Origin of the sequence: Halorubrum xinjiangense (genome assembly GCF_900102375.1) — an archaeon.
In the GTDB taxonomy this organism is placed as follows: Archaea; Halobacteriota; Halobacteria; order Halobacteriales; family Haloferacaceae; genus Halorubrum; species Halorubrum xinjiangense.
Window position 1 is genome coordinate 40,916 of sequence record NZ_FNBO01000016.1, and the last position, 17,463, is coordinate 58,378.

The window sequence follows — 17,463 nt, forward strand, 5'->3', positions numbered from 1 at the left end:
CACGGCGACCACGACGACCACGACGACCACGCGGACTGACGACCTGCCACGTCGGCCGACTGCCGCGGAGCGAACCTTGATTGCCGGCGGCGACGACCCGCCGGCATGGTAACCAACCGAATCGTCGACCACTGCCTGTCGGTCGACGCCGACCGGGACGACCTCCCGGCGCATCTCCTCGACTGGTTCGCGGTCGCGATCGGCGGCGCGACCCACGCCGACTCCACGCCGGCGATCTTAGAGGGCGTCCGGCAGATCGCGGGCCCCGCGCCCGACCCGGCGACCGACGAGACCGCGACGCTCCTGCCGAGCGGCGAGCGGCTGACGCCCGCCGACGCCGCGCTGGCGAACGGCGCGCTCGCGCACAGCCTCGACTTCGACGACACCCACCTCGCCTCCTCCCTTCACCCGGGCGCGCCCGTGATCGCGGCCGCGCTCGCGGCGGCGGAGGGGGAGGCGACGGCGGGCGAGGAGACGTCCACGGACCGGTTCCGCGCGGGCGTCGCGGCCGGCTACGACGTCGCCTGCACGGTCGGCGAGGCGGTCGGGCCGGACGCCCACTACGACCGCGGCTTCCACGTCACCGCGACCTGCGGGACGTTCGGGGCCGTCGCCGCCGCGGGCGTGGTCCGCGGCCTCGACGCCGACGAGCTCCGGAACGCGTTCGGGATCGCGGGGAGTCAGGCGGCCGGCTCCCTCCAGTTCCTCGCGAACGGCGCGTGGAACAAGCGCCTCCACCCCGGGCTCGCCGCGCGGCGCGGGATCGAGGCGACCGACCTCGCCGCAGCCGGGGTCGTCGGCGCGGCCAAACCCCTCGACGGCGAGCACGGGTTCTTCGCGGCCTACTCCGACGAGCCGAACCCCGCGGCCGTCGACCGGATCGGCGAGCGCGACGCGGTCGCGGAGACGGGCCGCAAGCCGTACCCCTGCTGTCGGTACCTCCACGCCGCGATCGACGCGCTCCGCGAGATCGCCCCCGAGGTCGACCCCGACGCGGTCGAGGGCGTCGAGATCGCGATCCCGAGCGCCGGCGTCCGGCTCACCGGCGACCCGATCGACGCGAAGCGGCGCCCCGACGGCTTCGTCGACTGCCAGTTCTCCGCGCCGTTCGCCGCCGCGCTTACGCTCACCGAGGGGACCGCCGACGCCGATGCGTTCCTGCGCGCCGTCGGCCGCCTCGACGAGCCCCCGCGGTGGGACGACGCCGAGATCCGCCGGCTGATGGACGCGACGAGCGTCGGGACCGACCCCGCGATCGAAGGGCGGTTCCCTGAGGAGTGGGGCGCTCGGGTGACCGTGACCGCCGGCGGCGAGACGCGCGAGGCGTCGGTGAGCGCGCCGCTCGGCGAGCCGGAGAAGCCGATGTCGGCCGCGGAGACGGAAAAAAAGGCGGCCGGACTGCTCGCGGGCAGCGGCGTCGACGCCGATCGGCTCGCGGCCGTCGTCGAGTCGCTCGACGGGCGCACCGTGGCGGACCTCGTCGACGCGGCGACCGCGGAGTAAGGGGGCGGAGGCGGGGCGAGCCGCTCAGACGTCGGACGGCTTCCCGACGATGACCGGGCGGTCCGCGTTGAGGATGATCGACTGGCTGACGCTGCCGAACAGCGCCTTGCCGACCGGCGAACGCTTGCGCATCCCGAGCACGATCGAGTCGACGTCGCGGTCGGCCGCGACCGCGAGGATCGCGTCCGCGGCGTCGCCGACGTGGAGCTCGCGGTCGTGGGCGATCCCGATCTCGTCGAGCCGCGCCTCGACGGCCTCCAGCGAGTCGGGGATCCCGCGGAGGTCCTCGATCGACTCGTTGATGTCGTCGATGACGGACGAGCCCGCCTCGTCGGCGGGCGCGTCGACGGACTCGTACACGTGCAACAGCGTGACCTCGGTCTCGGCCGGGTCCGCCGGGAGCGATTCGAGGATATCGACCTGCGAGAGCGCGCGGTCCGTCTCGATATCGACCGGCAACAGGACGTGGTACATACGCCGGAGTTGAACGCCGGCCTTCTTAAATACCCCCGCCGGATCCGAGCGCCCGCGAACGCCGCGCGGTCGGCGGATCGGTCGCGCGGCGGACGGCCCCGTCCGCGGTCAGGGGCGGAGCGGCCGCCGGTCAGCGCAGTCGCGGGTCGGAGCCGTCCGGGGTCGGAGCCGCCTGAGGTTCGCGCTCAGTCCCGTCGCGTCGCGAACCGCGCGACCGCGGTCGCCGACAGCGCGCCGAGCGCAGCGATGACGGCGAGGACGACGAACAGCTCGCGGGGGCCGGCGCGGGTGAGGACCGTCCCGGCCAGCGTGGAGCCGAGCGCGCCGATCCCGAAGATCCCGACGTACGTGTAGCCGAAGGAGAGGCCGCGCGCCTCGCTCGGCGAGTAGGCGGCGACCGTCGCCTGCGAGAGCGGCTGGACCGTGAACAGCGCGACGCCGAGCGCGAGCGACACCGCGACGAAGGTTGCGACCGCGCCCGTCGCGGGGATGAAGAGCAGCGCGAGCGCGGACAGGACGCCCATCACCGCGACGAGGCCGCGCTCCGGCGGCACGCGGTCGGCGATCCGGCCGCCGAGGTACTGGCCGAACACGCCGACCGTGAGGACCGCCACGTACAGGTAGCGGCCCACGTCGAACTGGTCGGCGTACGGGCTCGACGGGTCCACCAGTTGGAGGTCGACGAGGCCGCCGAGCACGTCGCCGAGGAGGTCCGGCAGGAACGTGAGGAACGTCCGGTAGTAGAGCCCGCTGAACGTGACGAACGCGAACACGACGAGGAAGCCGCCGGCGATCAGCAGCCGCGTGTCCGTCGCGATCGACGACAGCGAGACCTCGCCTTTCGTCCCGCCGGTCGGGCCTCCGTCGTCCGAAGTTCCGGCCGCGTCCGAACCCCCTTCGTCGACGTCGACGGTGATGCCGTACGCGGCGACGGCGGCCGCGGGGAAAGCGAGCGCCGCCGTCACCAGCCGCCAGTCGAACGCCAGCAACAGCAGCGCGGTCGCCAGCGGGCCGAGCGCGATCCCGAGGTTCCCGCCGATCCCGTGGTAGCCGAGCGCGGTCCCGCGCTGCTCGATCGATTTCGAGAGCAGCGACAGCCCCGCGGGGTGGTAGACGCTCGCGGTGAGCCCCCAGATCGCTATCGCGGCGGCGAGGACGGGGAGCGTCGGCGCGAGGCTCACGAGGAGGAACGACCCAGCCATGCCGGCGAGGCAGGCGAGGATGAGCGGCTTCGACCCGAAGCGGTCGACCAGAACCCCGCCCGGCAGCGCGCCGACGCCGAACAGCCCGTACCCGAGCGTGACGACGACGCCGAGCGCGGCGGCGGTCGTCGAGAACTCCCCGACCCACACCGTCAACAGGATGGGGATCGACAGCTCGTAGGTGTGGACGAGCCCGTGCGACCCCGCGGTGAAGGTGACGATCCGGCGTTCGGCGGCGTCCATACTGGCCGGGGATTCGGCGGGTCCGCTGATAACCTCGGGGGTAGCCGCCGCGGTTGCCGAAACTCCGAGCCGCCCGTGGCGCCCCGACGCGTCGCGGCCGCGCTACTCGGCCATCGCCGTCTCGCCGACCGGCGGCTCGGCGCGGATGACGGCGACGACGAGGACGGCGGCGACGAGACACACCCCCGCGAGCAGCGTCCAGCTCGCGCGGTAGGTCGCCGTGTCCGCGAGGTAGCCGAACGCGGGCGGGGCGAAAAGCGCCCCGGAGGTCAAAGCGACTTGACAGCCGGCGGTCGCGCTCCCCATCTGCTCGGCCGGGACGAGCGTCGCCATGACGGAGTAGTAGACTCCCGTGAAGCCTAAAACGAAGAACCCGAGCGCGGCGAACGCGACCGCGGCGGTCGCCTCCGTCGAGGTCCGCGCGACCACGAGGAACAGCGCCGCGCTCGCGACCGTCTGGACCAGGAGGATGGCGCCGATCCGGGTCTGGGGCTCGCCGGGGAGGTGGTCAGAGAGCCACCCGCCGAGGAGCCGTCCGCCGCTGCCGAACAGCTGGACGATGGCCAGCACGGTGCCGGCGAACGCGACCGACGCGCCGACCGACTCCTCGACGTAGAGGACGGTGTACCCGGTCGTCGTGAAAAGCGCCGCGCCGAGGAACAGCCCGGCGACGACGAGCAGGACGTACGGGCGGTTGCCCGCCAGCCCCCGGAGGTCCGGCCGGCTCGTCGAGCCGCCGCCGCCGGCGCCGCGGTAGAGGACGCCGAAGACGACCGCAACGACGAGGCCGACCCCCGCCGCGATCAGGAATCCCGCCTGCCAGAAGAGGTAGCCCGCGAGCCCGGTGACGAGCAGGGCGCTGATCCCGCTACCGCCGGTGACGCCGACCTGTTTGATCCCCATCGCGGTGTTCTGTCGCCCGGGCGGGATGCTGTCGTACACGGCCTTGTTCGTCCCCGGCATCGCGGTGCTGTAGACGGAGCCGAGCAGGAAGACGGCGACTAAGAGGAGCGCGTAGGAGGGTGCGCCGGCGACCAGCACCATCCCCGCGGCGAGGCCGACGAGGCCGAGCGAGAGCGTCTTGCGCTCGCCGACGCGGTCGGTTATCGCGCCCACCGGCAGCAGGAACAGCGCGTAGCCGAGGGTGAGCGTCGTGACGACGAGCCCGACCTGAAACCGGGAGAGCCCGAACTCGTCGCGAAAGAACGTCGTCGCGGCGAAGACGGTGTAGTAACAGATGCTCGCGGACACCTGCCACAGAGTCACCAGCGAGACGGTGCGCCAGTAGGAGCGGTCCATTCACCGCCAACCACCACCTCCCGGGGAATAAGCGGTGCCGTCGCGGCAACCGGACCGGTGCCGTCGCGGCAACCGAGCCGGTGCCGTCGTGACAATCTGCCGTCGATTCCGCCGGCGCGTACTGCCCGCTCACGAACGCTTATTGGCCGCGACGGGGATGAAAAACCATGACACAGGACTGGCGGGACTCGGTCGAGCTCACCCAACAGCAGTCGCTCGTGCGGCGCAGCATCCGCGAGCTTTGCGCCGAGTTCGGCGACGAGTACTGGCGCGAGCGCGACCGGACGGCGACGTACCCGACGGAATTCGTCGACGCGCTCGCCGACGACGGCTGGCTCGGTATGCTCGTCCCCGAGGAGTACGGCGGCGTCGGGATGTCGACGAGCGAGGCCGTGGTGATGATGGAGGAGATCGCCGCGAGCGGCGGGGGCTTCGCCGGTCCACAGTCGATCCACGGCGGGATCTACAACTCCGTGCCGATCGTGAAGTACGCCGACGAGGAGCTGAAGGCGGACCTGCTGCCGCGGGTCGCCGACGGCGATGCCCGCATCCAGGCGTTCGGGCTCACCGAGCCGAACGCCGGGTCGGACTCGACCGCGATGGAGACGCGGGCTCGACGGGAGGGAGACGAGTACGTGGTCAACGGCGAGAAGGTGTGGATCTCCCGGGTCGAGGACAGCGACTACCTCCTCCTGATGGCGCGGACGACGCCCAGAGACGAGGTGGAGAAGCGCACTCGCGGCATCTCGATGATCCTTGTCGACCTCGAGGACGCCTACGGGAACGGGCTCGAAATCGAGCAGATTCCGAAGACGGCGAGCCGCGCGGTCCACTCCTACCAGCTGTACTTCGACGACCTCCGGGTCCCCGCGCGCAACCTGATCGGCGAGGAGGGGCGCGGCTTCTACCAGGTCCTCGACGGGCTCAACGAGGAGCGGCTGGTGATCGCCGCCGAGTGTCTGGGGCTCGGCGAGGTCGCCCTCGAACGCGGCATCGAGTACGCGAACGAGCGCGAGGTGTTCGGCGGCCCCATCGGCGCCAACCAGGCGGTCCAACACCCGCTCGCGGAGGCGTACGCCGACCTGCTCGCGGCCAAGAAGGTGATCTACAGCGCCGCCGACCGCCTCGACGACCTCGAGCGCACCGAGGCGGGCGCGGAGGCGAACGTCGCGAAGTACCTCGCCGCGGAGGCCGCGTTCGAGGCGGCCGACGCCGCGGTCCAGACCCACGGCGGCTTCGGCGTCGCCCGCGAGTACGACGTCGAGCGGTACTTCCGCGAGGCCCGCCTGACGCGGCTCGTCCCCGTCACCCAGCAGCTCGCCTTAAACTACCTCGGCGAGCGCGTCCTCGACCTCCCGCGGTCGTACTGATCCGACCGACCGTTTCTCCTCGACTCAGTCTCTCGTCCCCGCCGGCGCCGGATACGACTGGTCGCGAGCGACGATCGTCTCGGGGTCGAACCTGACGAGCCGGTAGCCGCCGGGGTCTACCTCGCCGAACATCGCCGGCCACTCCTCCCGGTCCTCGCCGAGGTACTTCCGAAACAGCCGGTCGGCTCGCTCCTCGTCGTACGGCTCCAGCGCTGCCGTCCCGCGCATACCCACGTGCTCGACCCGACCCGTTCGTGGCTCGAAGTCGACGACCGCCAGCGCGGACTCCGGATACCGGCGGACCCGGTCCGGGTACGACCGACCGGACAGGCGCGCGACGTTCCAGACCGCCTCGTCCTCCCAGAGGAACCACAGCGGCGAGAGGCGCGGGCCGCCCCCAGAGCGCTGGCCCAGGAAGCAGAACAGCGGCCGACCGAGGAACTCGTCGAGGTCGACGTCAAGGGAGTTCTCCGCGATCTCCATGTCCGCCGCTAGCACGCCACTGCTCTTAGAAGCAGTCCCGGACTCCGATCGCGAGCCGAAGGCACCCGGCGGGGTTCGGCTCGGCGCCGCCCCCTACCGCTTCCGACCCGACAGGGTCCCGGCCGCGCCGCGCAGCGTGCGGAGCGGGTTCGGCCGGCCGATGACGGTCTGGAGCGCGTACAGCACGAGGACGGCGGCCAGCGCGCCGACCTGAACGAGCTGCATCGGGTGGACCATCGCCACTACGCCGGCGACGAAGAAGGCGACCCGGAGCCCGAACGTCTGCCCACGGCCGAACGCGAACTGGTAGTTGATCCCGTGGATGATCGCGATCGAACCGAGCATCGCGAGGGCGCCCGCCGACAGCGACGCGTAGTTGAACGTCCCGGAGACGAGCTCGGGGTGGTAGGCGAACGCGAAGGGAAGGACGAAAAGCGGCGCGGAGATGCGCAGCGCCTCCTTACAGCTCCCCCAGAACCCGCCGCCGGAGATGCCGCAGGTGACCGCGACGCAGGTCGCGATCGGCGGCGTCAGCCCGGCCAGAATGGCGGCGTAGAACACGAAGAAGTGCGCCGCGAACTCGGGGACGAGGAACTGGCTGATCAGCGTCGGCGCGACGAGCAGCGCCACGACGGTGTAGGCGGCCGTCGTCGGCATGCCGAGCCCGAGGATGATACAGATGATCATCGCCAGCACGAACGCGACGATGGCGATGCCGCCCGACAGGTCGAGCAGCGTGAGCGAGATGGCGGTCGGGACGCCCGTCGCCATCAGGATGTCGACGACGCCGTTGATCGCCGCGAGGATGATCGTCACCGGCGCGACGACGATGACCCCCCCGCGGAAGCCGTCGACCGTCTGTTCGAGCGTGTCGACGAGCGCCTCGCGGTTGCTCTCGCCGTTGAGCGCCGCCTGGACCTGCGGGATGCCGATCCCGAAGACGATCATCGACAGCGCGGTGTACAGCGCCGCCGTCATCACCGTGTACTGGAGCACGCCCAGCACGTAGATGAGGACGAACAGCGGCACGCCGTACTTCACCGACTCCAGGATCATCGTCGAGCGGTCCATTTTGTCCCCGATGAGGCCGTCCATCTCGGGGTCCTCGATCTGCGGCGCGGCCACGTAGTGGACGGCCATCGCGATCGAGACCACGAGGATCGCTGCCGGGATCAGCCCCGCGATGATGACGTCGACGTAGGTGACGCCCGTGATGAGCGACGCCATGATGAACGCCCCCGCGCCCATCACGGGCGGGAGCACCTGCCCGGCGGTCGACGCGACCGCCTCGATCCCGCCGGCCGTCTCCGGTTTGATCCCGTTCTCCTTCATCAGCGGGATGGTGAACGAGCCGGTCATCCCGGCGTTCGCGGTCTGGCTCCCGTTGACGGAGCCGATGACCGCGCTCGCGATGACCGCGGTCTGAGCGATCCCCGAGTCGACGTACTTCGCCGACCGGACCGCTAGCCGGAGGATGAGGTCGAACGCGCCGTACGCCTTCAACAGCCCGGCGTACAGCAGGAACAGGGCGATCCACGCCGCAACGAGCCGCGTGAGGAAGCCGTAGAACCCGTCGACGCTCACCACGAGGATCCGGAGGATCCGCGAGGGGCTCAGTCCGCCGTGGCTCAGGGCGCCGGGCATCTGGGGGCCCGCCAGCCCGTAGCCGATCCCGATCAGCACGACCGCGAGGAACGTGATCCCGAACGAGCGCCACGTCAGGTAGATGATCGCGAGCGTGAACGCGAACGCCATCGCAATCTGCGCCTCGCTGGCGCGCCCGACCGTGTCGATCGCGACCTGCTGGTAGTTCAAGAAGAGGTAGCCGCTGGTCCCGAGCGAGATCACCCCCGAGACGAGGAGCAGGGCCGTCTCGATCCAGTTGCCCTCGACGAGCGGCTCGTCGAGCTCAGAGAGGACGTACAGCCCGAGGATGCCGCCGAGGAACGCGACGGCGTACTGGCCGCGCGGCATCTGCTGGGTGTACGAGTACCACATGACGATCATCCAGAACGGGATCGAGTAGGAGATGAGCGCCATGCGGAGCCGCTCTTCGATGCCGGACCCGAGCCAGAGGATCAGCCCGGCGATCCCGACGACGCCGATCACGCCAGCGACGCCGAGGATCGTCGCCGACCCGTCGATTTCCGCGCCGAGGAGGGCGGGTGCGACCACGGTGGGACCGAAGATGACGCCCATCCAGAACGGGAGCGAGAGGAGGTACAGCCAGAGCTGCTTCCTCCCGCGGTCGCCCTCGGCGAGGTCGAGGGGCTCCTCGTCGTCGAGGAGGCTGTCCTCCGCTACCTCGGGGTCAGTCGGCGGATCGGTCGGGTCAGGTGGTGTGTCGGGGTTAGTGGCCATCCGTCAAAGGGTGAAAGGGGGTGGTCAGGGTGTCTGTCGCGTCTCGTCCGGGTCTACTCGTCGCCGCGGCTCCAGGAGTCCTCCCAGACGTCGTTCTCCTCGAAGAAGTTCGCCACGCCGGCGTGGATGTCTATCTCCGGGATCACGGTCTGAGTCATCGCCTCGGGCGAGTACTCCAGCGTCGTCGGGTCGGACTCGCGGAGCGTGTCCTCGTGTTCGATCGCCAGCCGGCAGATCTCCTCGGTCGCGCGGGCCGGGATGTCCGGGCTGAACGCCCACTGGCCGGCGAGCGACCACGTTGTCATCGTGTCGGTGTAGGCGGTGACCTCCTGCTCGTACCCGTACGGCTCGACCTCCTCTAAGATCGCGCCGGGGTGGTCTTCGATGACCGAGCGGAACTCGTCGTCGACCTCCAGCAGGTTCAGACCGCCGCCGCTGCGCACGTCGACCTCCTGACACCAGCCGGAGAGGTTGACGCCGTTGGCACCGTACAGACAGAGCGCGTCGACGCGGCCCTCCTCGACGGCGCCGGGGATGTCGCCGGTGTCGACGTTGAGGATGTCGTTCGGCTCCCAGAGGCCGGCCTCGTTCAGGATCTCCTCGGTGAGCAGCCGCGTTCCGAAGCCGGGCTGGATCGGGTAGATCGTGTAGCCGCCCTCGCGGAGGTCGGCGACGGATTCGACGCCGCTCTCCTCTAAGCCGACCCAGTGGATCTGCAGCGAGGTGAACAGGAACCCCTGGTTCGGCAGCGTGTCGACGGGGTCGTCGGCGAACGGCCCCTCCTCGCTGAGCGCCTTGGCCAGCGAGTTGTTGTCGACGCCCATCGCCGGGATGTCGCCGCCGTCGTACGCGTAGAGGTTCGCCGTCCAGCCCTGCGTTTCCTGAACCGAGATGTTGAGGAAGTCGCTGTGCTGGGAGGCGGCGCGGGCGAGCGCCTGGCCCGCGGCCTGCGTCGAACTGCCGGTGGACGTCCCCCCGATGGTGACTGTCACGTCGCCGCCGCCGTCGCCGCCGTCACCGCCGTCGCCGCCGTCACCGCCGTCGCCGCCGTCGCTACCGTCGCCGCCGTCGCCACCGTCGCCGCCGCCGGAACAGCCGGCGAGTCCCACGGCACCCATCGCGGCCGCACCTTTCACAACGTCACGTCGAGTCGTCCTGTCACTATCTACCATGTAGATTCAGCAATATCGTGGACTCCTAAAAGGGTATCGTCGCGCCCGAGAATTGACGGAAAGAGAGGGGATCGGTCGGAAAACGATACTACAGAGCGAGTTACATTCAAAGAAATTTCACCGCTTACGAGTTGGAAAAACGAGTCTCGCTCGGTTACGTGTCAGTCGAGTTCCACGAGAACGCCGAGGAGAGGTGATGAGGCGTGTTGCCGCCGCCGTCGTCTGCTCGCGCGCGGTACGCGTCGAGGTCCTCGCGGAACGAGGGGTCGGCCACCGCGATCAGTTCCGCGGCGCGCTCGCGGGGGGACAGTCCCCGGAGGTCGGCGACGCCGTGTTCGGTGACGACCACGCTCGCGTCGTGCTCGGAGTGGTCGACGTGGGGGGTCAGCGGGACGATCCGCGAGACGTCGCCGCCGACCGCCGTCGAGGGGAGCGCGACGACGCCGAACCGGCAGTTGCGCGCGAAGTCGCCGCCGCCGCCGATGCCGTTGACGACGCGGGTCCCGCCGATGTGGGTCGCGTTCACGTTGCCGTATAAATCGACCTCGACGGCGCTGTTGACGCCGACGACGCCGAACCGGTCGATGAGTTCGGGGGCGTTCGAGACGTCCGCCGGGCGCAACACCACGTCCTCGGCGTAGCGCTCGACGTCGGCGAAGAGGCGCGCTTGGCCCTCACTCGACAGCGCCAGCGAGGTCGCGCTCGCGCCCCGGAGGTCGCCCGCGTCGAGCATGTCGAGGAGGCCGTCTTGGACGACCTCGCCGACATACGCCACGTCGCGGTCGCCGAAGTCGACGTCCGCGAGCGCGCCCATCAGGGCGTTGCCGAGGCTGCCCACCCCGAACTGGAGGTTCACCGCGTCGGCGAGCAGGGGATTGCGGTCGAGTTCGGCCTCGAGGAACTCGCCGAGGTTCGCCGCGATGGCCTCGTCGGTCGCAGAGACCTCGCGGAACTCGTAGGGGTCGTCCGCGCGGTCCGTCTCGACGACGGCGGCGAGCTTCTCGGGGTCGAACCGGACGGCCGGCCCGTCCGTCTCGCCGAGGGGGTCGTCGAGGGGGATCGGCGCCCGGTTCGGCGGGGCCTCGCGGACGTGGACGTCGTGGACGCGCGCGAGGTCGATCGGCTGCGCGCGGTTCACCTCGACGACGATCCGATCGGCCGCGCCCACGTACGCGGGCGTGTGCCCGATGGACGTAGAGGGAACGAGCCAGTCGGGGCCGACCGCGACCGCCTCGACGACCGCGATCGTCTCGCCGCGCATCCCCGCGCGGAGGCCGCCGAACCGCACCTCGTCGGCGAGCCGCGAGATGTGGCGGTCGTGGAACTGGAGCCGGCCGTCGTTGGCGGCTGCGCGCGAGGTCTCGTTCGGGACAAACGGGTAGCGTCGGGCCATGTCGCCGGACTCGACGAGGTCGCGGTCGATCTCGTCGCCGACGCCGCCGCCGGAGATCACCGTGAGCTCGCGCTCGCCGTCGGCCGCGGCGAGCGCCTCGGGGACCAGCTTCGGGTAGCCGACGCCGCCGAAGCCGGATACGAGCAGCGTCGCGGTCTCGGGGACGAGCGCGGCCGCCTCCGCGGGCGACGCGAACGGGAGGTCGCCGCCGAGCCGGGTCGCCGGAACCGGGTCGTCGAGCGTCGGCGCCGCGGGACCGGAGGGCGCGGGCGTCACTCCAGGTCCTCCGGCTGGGTGCCGATCCCCTCGGGCCACCCCGTCGGTTGCGCCGCGCTGGGCTCGGCGTGCGAGCGCTTCAGGACCATCGGCGTGCGCTCCAAGGAGAGGACGAGCTCGTCGTTCTGGTTGTACGCGCGCAACTCCGTGGTGACGATGCCGACGTGGTCCCGGGAGGAGGACTCGCGCTTCTCTACGACCTCGGACTCCGCGAACAGCGTGTCGCCGTGGAAGACGGGCGCGTGGTGGCGGATGTCGTCGTAGCCGAGGTTCGCGGTCGCGTTCGCGCTCACGTCGATGACGCTCATCCCGACCGCCAGCGCGATGACGAAGGTGCCGTCGACGAGGCGCTCGCCGAATTCCGTCTCGGCTGCGTACGCCTCGTTGAAGTGCATCGGGTTGAGGTTCATCGAGAGGTTGGTGAACCAAACGTTGTCCGTCTCGGTCACCGTCCGCCCGTAGGGGTGTTTGTACACGTCCCCCACCGCGAAGTCCTCGTAGTAGCGCCCCTCCCAGCCGCCGACGAGCCGGCGATCGGCCCCTCCGTCGGTCGTCGCGTCTCCGTCGGTGTTCCCCTCGTGTGCGTCGCTGTCGCGTGCCATACCGAACCCGACAACGAACGGCTAAAAGAGGATTGCGCTCGCGGCCCCGTCCGCCGGATCGGTCGCTCGCGGCCGACGCCGCCGCGGCTTATATCGAGGAGGTGTACAGCAACATCCCGACGGCGACGATTGAGACCAACAGGATCCACGCGACCATGATGGCCCCCATCTGCCGGTGCGTGAGGTTCGTGCCCTCGAGTATCTCGGAGACGCCCATACGCCGACAAATTCGCCGAGAGTATTTAATGGCTTCCAACAGGAGAGCGCCCACGGGCCGCGACAGGGGGGTCACAGTGAACGACCGGGGACAGAACGAGCGGGGCACGACGACCAGAGGGATCGGACTCGCGGGAGATTATGGACTCGCGGGGGTCCCGTGAGCGTCAGCGAACGGGACCAAGCGAGGGAACGACTGAACGACCGAAGGGAGTGAAGGAGTGGACTCGCGGGGGTCCCGCGAGCGAACGGAGTGAGCGAGCAGCGACTAAACGAACGAAGTAAGCGGAGAAGTGGACTCGCGGGGAGGGTGGGATCTCAGTTCTCTCTCCGCCGCATAGTTCAGTTACGCTCATTCTTCACCTCCCGAATGATGCGACGACGAACCTCCATCCGTTCGTGCTCAGTTCGCTTGTCATAGTGCTTGTCGAGCACTTCTGTGGTCATATCCATTCTATCAGAAACGATCTCGGACGGGTAACCCTCGTTAAGATCCCTTGTGATAGCGCCTTTCCGTATCGGGTGCGGGGAGTATGACGAGGGACACTTGCTCGCTTGCTTTTGCCCTTCAAGTGCGTCACAATCCTGTTCGTCCCGGTCATGTGGACACGGACCCCAGTGACAGGGACGCGTCACTCTGTAGATTGTCTCACGAATCGAGCTCCGAGACAATCGGCCGAATCGAGATGTGAACAAGGGATGACGTCCATCTTCAGTGGTCTCCTCTCGACCCTTATCGATGTAATCATCGAGAACCTTCGCCACTTCGGGTCGTAGCGACACGTCCCGTTCGCCCCTATTTTGATTTTTCAACGGCGTCCCGTCTCGATGCCGAATCCGGATCTTCGGCACTTCAGAATCGTAATCTCCGAGATCAAGGCTGTACAGAGCGCCAGCACGCATACCAGTCTCCCATAGTAACAGGAAGATCGCGTGATCGCGACTCGCGTATCGAAACTTCTCCAAGAAGGAGAGTACATCATTCGCCTCCTCTACAGTGATGAACTCCTCGCTGACGTCCTCACCGTCTCCAACGCTAGGCGCGGGTACCGCCTCGCGAAGCCCGCTCTCAACTGCGTCGATAGTGCTCCAGAAATCCAGGGCGACTCGAAGCGTAGCGAGGTGGTTTTTGAGTGTAACTGATTTCACCGTTCCCTTCTGCTGGTTGAATAACCGTAGCAGGTCGCGCCCGCTGAGGTCGTTGAGATTCGTTATCTCGTTCTCGTCACAGAAGCGAAGGAACTTCTGTAGCCGATATTTATGATTTTGAATCGTGTGGTCGGAGAGTTTCTCACTGCGGCTCTCTAAATACATTTCAACACCCTCCTCGGGGCACATCGGCTTCAAGTCGTTACTCATCTTTCCCCTCCGTATCGGATGTGACGGGGCTGTTCGGCTGCGATTCGTCGAACCGGTTTGGTGTTACTGGCATCTGTTTGCGTGAGTCGAGATACCCACAACTGACAAGTCACACCGACTACAACCACTGAGTGGCGGCGCCGGTGTGGCGTCGTTGTATGGGAAATTCGGCGTGTACGGGGGAGTTGGTACCTGGCCCGCCACGCCGAACGGTACATCGTCCGGATCTAGGCGTTCATATTCTTGAGGAGGTCGTCGACGGCCTCATTGTAGTTGGAGAAGCCCTCACGATCGCGATATTCTCGGAGTCGATCGCGAACGTCCTCCGTGAGTGGGCCGACGGTTGTTCCTCCGATTGTCATACCTCACCGTTTGTGCCGACCATAAATATATGTTACCTTCACACTATTTGTTAACCAGCCATCGCCAGCTACATCCTATGTCACGCAGAAGCACGATTATGACCGACCGTCCTGGTGGAATTCTCACACCCTCGCAGAGAGAATTTCTGCGTGGAGTAAATTTGGAAGAGAAATCCAATTCAGCGAAGTCGATGGCGCAGAGTCGAATCGTTGAGCGGATCCAAACGAGTTATATTGAGGATACACCGCTAATTGCGAGCTCGTTGTCAGCTGGCACTGATTATAATACTCTAAATCCAGAAAAAATAGCGGAGGTAGAGAATCGAGAGGCGTTTGTAGAAGGACTTATTCTCCAAGTCACACTCGTACGTGAGTTGGCTACAGCTATTGGTGCTGATCCAAGTGAGTTAGTCCGGGATGGCCTTACCCGAGAACTAATCTCAGCAGAGGATTGGATCCGAAAAAAGGCTAAAAACAATCCTGAAGAGGTCACCCTCAAAGAGATGAGACAACTTAGTGGCGATATACCACAAGAACTCCAAGATCAGATCAACAGTACCATCGAAGAGATTGATGAAATCAGACCAGGAAAGCATCCAAACCGAACGAATGTGAGTAACGAATCTACTCTGGATAAAGAAACGATAGAAGAGATAGTCGATGAGCTCCCCAAAGAGAATCACGACGAATAGACAGAAAAGCCTCTGTTGATATCCTCACTCGGTGACCTGTTCTAAAAGCCGTGCTGAATACAGAGCGCAAGTGTGGCAGCACCAAACAAAATAAGAGTGGACTGTCAATGGAGAATATATGGCTGATATAGGTTATAGGCTATCGGAACCAGTCACGGAATATTCCCTTAACAAAATTACCAAAGAAGAATTCAAGAAACAGGTTAAATCGATTGAGAGATCGACCGAGGGCGCAAACTGGTGGACGGTGTGTACTGCTATTTTGGATGAGACGCACAAGTCGAACCACGCAGATATCGCAGAACCACTTTTGGAATTGTATGATAAAGAGGATTTGAAGAGGATATTTGGAGAGGAAACAATCGAGGAGGTTGTTTGAATCTATACCAACTCCACCCTCTCTCGCACGCCGATCCTGTTAGTTCTTAAAAATTTCAACAAAGCCACAGAAAACTATCTTGTAAACCCGACAGTCTGTCTGGTTCTGACAACAAGGCTCTGTTAAAATCTTCAGCTTATAATGGACAGACTCAATTACGGTCAATATGGGAGGTCACAAATCGATCAGCATACGCTATTCAGCCATCAGCAATTTCATACAATAGCATATCTAGATCTCGGAAACGTATTTTACTGTGATGTTTCTTTTTGAACTATGGCCTCGCCGAAGAGCCAGACAAAGCGCGTCTTGAGAGAATTTGTGTATGAGGATTTGGATGGTGAGGAGCTCTCACGAGAGCTAAAAGATATCGAACGTCGCACCTCAGGGGCTAATCCACATAATATCGGAATGGCCGCCTCATCCTATTTATCATCCAGTTCAATAAGCGGAGAAACCGAACGTGAGGCTAAAAAAATAGTTGTGTCAGTTTTCCCAACAAGGGATATGAAGCGGGTCTTCGCTCATGATTTTGTCGAAGAGGTTAAAGATTCAACCTAAAATAACCGTTCAGAATGCGGGGGTTATCTGAACAGCAAGATTAGAACTAAGTATAGGTGTAGAAATAGACCTATACAGAAATGACAAAAACGAGAGTCAGTCAGGGAGCTAACGGACAGTACAAAGTGACCGTGCCGAAAGGGCTCGCAGAGGCGATGGACCTCGATGGGAAACGCCTCGACTGGAAGGTTAAATCCGGGAGCTCTCTGGAGGTTACAGTCGTCGATGAGTAGAGCACTCGCGTGGATTCGGAAGTCGAAAGGCGACGACTCAGATGTTGGACTCGAAGAGCAACGTGAACTCGTCCGAGCCCTCGCGGAGGACGTCGCCAGCGAGGTAGATGTCCTCGATCTCGGGATTCATACTGGTTTCTCGACGATGACTCGCAACGACCCGGCAGGACTTCTCGACCAGAACGAGCGTGTCCAGAACCGCGTCGACGAACTCGAGACCGGCACGTACTCGCATCTCGTAGCGTGGGATGACCGTCGGATCTGCCGTGACGAATATTTCTCTGTGATTCAGTACGCCGCTAAACAGGGGAACACCGAGATTGTCTACGTCGGTGACGTCAATGATGACGATCTCACGTTCGATCTGAAACGTCGGATCGAACGCGACACCAAAGAAGAGGAGATCAAAAAGTCACGGCGGGCGATCGAGCGACGAAGAGAGAAGGGATACGATCACGGTCGGCCACGCTTCGGTATGACTTACGATGCTGATGGGCATTATCAAATACCAGGTGAGGATTTCGAGATAGTCCTCGAAATTTTTCAGTACGATCGAAACGGAATGAGTCGACGAGAGATCGCAGAAGAAGTTGACAGACCACTCGGGACAGTACAGAACGTCCTTGACCGCCAGCAGTGGTACGTTAAACGTAGCAATATCGCTGAGAGCGATTCCGCTGAGATCCTAGATTGGTAATGGAGTCAGATCCCTTCCTGAACAGATTGCGAGGGCTCGAAGGAACAGGTACGTCGAAAGTAACCCCGCACCCGCCAACCCTGCGGGTGACCCAAACCCACAACGGCTTGTCTGAATCAGAGCGGTTCGGCGTCTCACCGCTTACGGGAGAGGTACTTCAAAACCCACAAGGGTTCGTCTGAAACTTCCAGAAACGGGGGATCTCCGGTTCAACACCGACGCTTCAAACCCACAAGGGTTCGTCTGAAACCTCCACGAACTCCGGGGCGTGTTCGGGGCATTTCTCGCTTCAAACCCACAAGGGTTCGTCTGAAACTGTCGGTGGTCTGGGTCGTGTCGGTAGGCTGCGTCGCTTCAAGCCCACAAGGGTTCGTCTGAAACCGTCTCGAAGTTCTCCCGCTCGCCTTGGAACGTGTTGCTTCAAGCCCACAAGGGTTCGTCTGAAACCTCTTTGAGTACGTCGTCGGAGTCGCCGCCGTCCTTGCTTCAAGCCCACAAGGGTTCGTCTGAAACGCGCAGCGACTCGGCGCCGCAGCGGGTACAGCGGTAGCTTCAAGCCCACAAGGGTTCGTCTGAAACAATCCGC

General features: G+C 65.2%; 17 protein-coding genes and 1 CRISPR repeat array. Of the genes, 6 read left to right on the plus strand and 11 right to left on the minus strand.

The genetic code is table 11. From position 1 onward, the window contains the following. Positions 1-105 precede the first annotated feature (105 nt). The gene (locus F3H13_RS14585) at positions 106-1,503 is read left to right on the plus strand and encodes an MmgE/PrpD family protein (protein ID WP_149799724.1); all 1,398 of its coding nucleotides are present in this window, start codon (positions 106-108) and stop codon (positions 1,501-1,503) included. 24 nt (positions 1,504-1,527) lie between these two features. On the opposite strand, the gene F3H13_RS14590 is transcribed toward F3H13_RS14585, so the two are convergent. From F3H13_RS14590 to F3H13_RS14600, 3 genes are all read right to left on the minus strand, one after another. Then, entirely contained in the window at positions 1,528-1,977 is a 450-nt protein-coding gene (locus F3H13_RS14590) for a universal stress protein (protein WP_149799725.1), read from the minus strand. A 185-nt stretch (positions 1,978-2,162) separates the two neighbouring features. Next, positions 2,163-3,422 (minus strand): MFS transporter, encoded by a 1,260-nt coding sequence (locus F3H13_RS14595; protein ID WP_149799726.1) that lies wholly within the window; start codon positions 3,420-3,422, stop codon positions 2,163-2,165. Between the two features lie 102 nt (positions 3,423-3,524). Beyond that, positions 3,525-4,721 (minus strand): MFS transporter, encoded by a 1,197-nt coding sequence (locus tag F3H13_RS14600; protein ID WP_149799727.1) that lies wholly within the window; start codon positions 4,719-4,721, stop codon positions 3,525-3,527. Positions 4,722-4,888: 167 nt separating this feature from the next. On the opposite strand from F3H13_RS14600, the gene F3H13_RS14605 reads away from it, so the two are divergent. Beyond that, on the plus strand, positions 4,889-6,091 hold the full coding sequence (locus F3H13_RS14605; RefSeq protein ID WP_149799728.1) for an acyl-CoA dehydrogenase family protein: 1,203 nt from the start codon (positions 4,889-4,891) through the stop codon (positions 6,089-6,091). A 24-nt stretch (positions 6,092-6,115) separates the two neighbouring features. Here the strand turns inward: F3H13_RS14605 and F3H13_RS14610 are convergent, their stop codons facing one another. The 8 genes from F3H13_RS14610 to F3H13_RS16555 all read right to left on the minus strand — a co-directional run bounded on the left by F3H13_RS14610 (position 6,116) and on the right by F3H13_RS16555 (position 14,315). Further along, complete coding sequence (locus tag F3H13_RS14610; RefSeq protein WP_149799729.1) at positions 6,116-6,574, minus strand: pyridoxamine 5'-phosphate oxidase family protein; 459 nt, start codon at positions 6,572-6,574, stop codon at positions 6,116-6,118. Between the two features lie 93 nt (positions 6,575-6,667). Beyond that, positions 6,668-8,935, minus strand: a complete 2,268-nt coding sequence (locus tag F3H13_RS14615; RefSeq protein ID WP_149799730.1) for a TRAP transporter permease — start codon at positions 8,933-8,935, stop codon at positions 6,668-6,670. Positions 8,936-8,988: 53 nt separating this feature from the next. Further along, entirely contained in the window at positions 8,989-10,071 is a 1,083-nt protein-coding gene (locus F3H13_RS14620; RefSeq protein ID WP_149799741.1) for a TAXI family TRAP transporter solute-binding subunit, read from the minus strand. 190 nt (positions 10,072-10,261) lie between these two features. Next, complete coding sequence (locus tag F3H13_RS14625) at positions 10,262-11,776, minus strand: acetyl-CoA hydrolase/transferase C-terminal domain-containing protein (RefSeq protein ID WP_149799731.1); 1,515 nt, start codon at positions 11,774-11,776, stop codon at positions 10,262-10,264. Beyond that, a complete protein-coding gene (locus F3H13_RS14630; RefSeq protein WP_149799732.1) occupies positions 11,773-12,378 on the minus strand; it encodes a MaoC family dehydratase in 606 nt (201 codons plus the stop codon). The genes F3H13_RS14625 and F3H13_RS14630 overlap by 4 nt, the downstream gene beginning before the upstream one ends. An 88-nt stretch (positions 12,379-12,466) precedes the next feature. Further along, entirely contained in the window at positions 12,467-12,595 is a 129-nt protein-coding gene (locus F3H13_RS16550) for a hypothetical protein (protein WP_262488616.1), read from the minus strand. A 341-nt stretch (positions 12,596-12,936) separates the two neighbouring features. Beyond that, positions 12,937-13,953, minus strand: coding sequence for a tyrosine-type recombinase/integrase (locus F3H13_RS14635; protein WP_149799733.1), 1,017 nt, complete (start codon positions 13,951-13,953; stop codon positions 12,937-12,939). Positions 13,954-14,180: 227 nt separating this feature from the next. Next, positions 14,181-14,315: a hypothetical protein gene (locus tag F3H13_RS16555; RefSeq protein ID WP_262488617.1), complete on the minus strand. Its 135-nt coding sequence runs from the start codon at positions 14,313-14,315 to the stop codon at positions 14,181-14,183. 77 nt (positions 14,316-14,392) lie between these two features. Here F3H13_RS16555 and F3H13_RS14640 point away from each other — a divergent pair, with 77 nt between their 5' ends. The 4 genes from F3H13_RS14640 (at position 14,393) to F3H13_RS14655 (ending at position 16,877) form a co-directional block, all read left to right on the plus strand. Next, positions 14,393-15,007, plus strand: a complete 615-nt coding sequence (locus tag F3H13_RS14640; protein ID WP_149799734.1) for a hypothetical protein — start codon at positions 14,393-14,395, stop codon at positions 15,005-15,007. 118 nt (positions 15,008-15,125) lie between these two features. Then, entirely contained in the window at positions 15,126-15,386 is a 261-nt protein-coding gene (locus F3H13_RS14645; protein ID WP_149799735.1) for a hypothetical protein, read from the plus strand. Between the two features lie 276 nt (positions 15,387-15,662). Continuing rightward, positions 15,663-15,947 (plus strand): hypothetical protein, encoded by a 285-nt coding sequence (locus F3H13_RS14650; protein ID WP_149799736.1) that lies wholly within the window; start codon positions 15,663-15,665, stop codon positions 15,945-15,947. A gap of 225 nt (positions 15,948-16,172) precedes the next feature. Next, positions 16,173-16,877 carry a serine integrase family protein gene (locus F3H13_RS14655; RefSeq protein ID WP_149799737.1) on the plus strand — a complete coding sequence of 235 codons (705 nt, stop codon included), beginning with the start codon at positions 16,173-16,175 and terminating at the stop codon, positions 16,875-16,877. 155 nt (positions 16,878-17,032) lie between these two features. Continuing rightward, a CRISPR array of direct repeats spans positions 17,033-17,456; the repeat unit is 30 nt; unit sequence GCTTCAAGCCCACAAGGGTTCGTCTGAAAC. Positions 17,457-17,463: the final 7 nt, after the last annotated feature.

Excerpts from the sequence above, each read along its gene's own strand:
- F3H13_RS14650 (WP_149799736.1), top strand. The coding sequence starts at position 15,663 with ATGGCCTCGCCGAAGAGCCAGACAAAGCGCGTCTTGAGAGAATTTGTG.
- F3H13_RS14655 (WP_149799737.1), top strand. The coding sequence starts at position 16,173 with ATGAGTAGAGCACTCGCGTGGATTCGGAAGTCGAAAGGCGACGACTCA.
- F3H13_RS14595 (WP_149799726.1), bottom strand. The coding sequence starts at position 3,422 with ATGGACGCCGCCGAACGCCGGATCGTCACCTTCACCGCGGGGTCGCAC.
- F3H13_RS14585 (WP_149799724.1), top strand. The coding sequence starts at position 106 with ATGGTAACCAACCGAATCGTCGACCACTGCCTGTCGGTCGACGCCGAC.
- F3H13_RS14630 (WP_149799732.1), bottom strand. The coding sequence starts at position 12,378 with ATGGCACGCGACAGCGACGCACACGAGGGGAACACCGACGGAGACGCG.
- F3H13_RS14635 (WP_149799733.1), bottom strand. The coding sequence starts at position 13,953 with ATGAGTAACGACTTGAAGCCGATGTGCCCCGAGGAGGGTGTTGAAATG.
- F3H13_RS14615 (WP_149799730.1), bottom strand. The coding sequence starts at position 8,935 with ATGGCCACTAACCCCGACACACCACCTGACCCGACCGATCCGCCGACT.
- F3H13_RS14640 (WP_149799734.1), top strand. The coding sequence starts at position 14,393 with ATGTCACGCAGAAGCACGATTATGACCGACCGTCCTGGTGGAATTCTC.
- F3H13_RS14645 (WP_149799735.1), top strand. The coding sequence starts at position 15,126 with ATGGCTGATATAGGTTATAGGCTATCGGAACCAGTCACGGAATATTCC.
- F3H13_RS14590 (WP_149799725.1), bottom strand. The coding sequence starts at position 1,977 with ATGTACCACGTCCTGTTGCCGGTCGATATCGAGACGGACCGCGCGCTC.
- F3H13_RS16550 (WP_262488616.1), bottom strand. The coding sequence starts at position 12,595 with ATGGGCGTCTCCGAGATACTCGAGGGCACGAACCTCACGCACCGGCAG.
- F3H13_RS16555 (WP_262488617.1), bottom strand. The coding sequence starts at position 14,315 with ATGACAATCGGAGGAACAACCGTCGGCCCACTCACGGAGGACGTTCGC.
- F3H13_RS14610 (WP_149799729.1), bottom strand. The coding sequence starts at position 6,574 with ATGGAGATCGCGGAGAACTCCCTTGACGTCGACCTCGACGAGTTCCTC.
- F3H13_RS14600 (WP_149799727.1), bottom strand. The coding sequence starts at position 4,721 with ATGGACCGCTCCTACTGGCGCACCGTCTCGCTGGTGACTCTGTGGCAG.
- F3H13_RS14605 (WP_149799728.1), top strand. The coding sequence starts at position 4,889 with ATGACACAGGACTGGCGGGACTCGGTCGAGCTCACCCAACAGCAGTCG.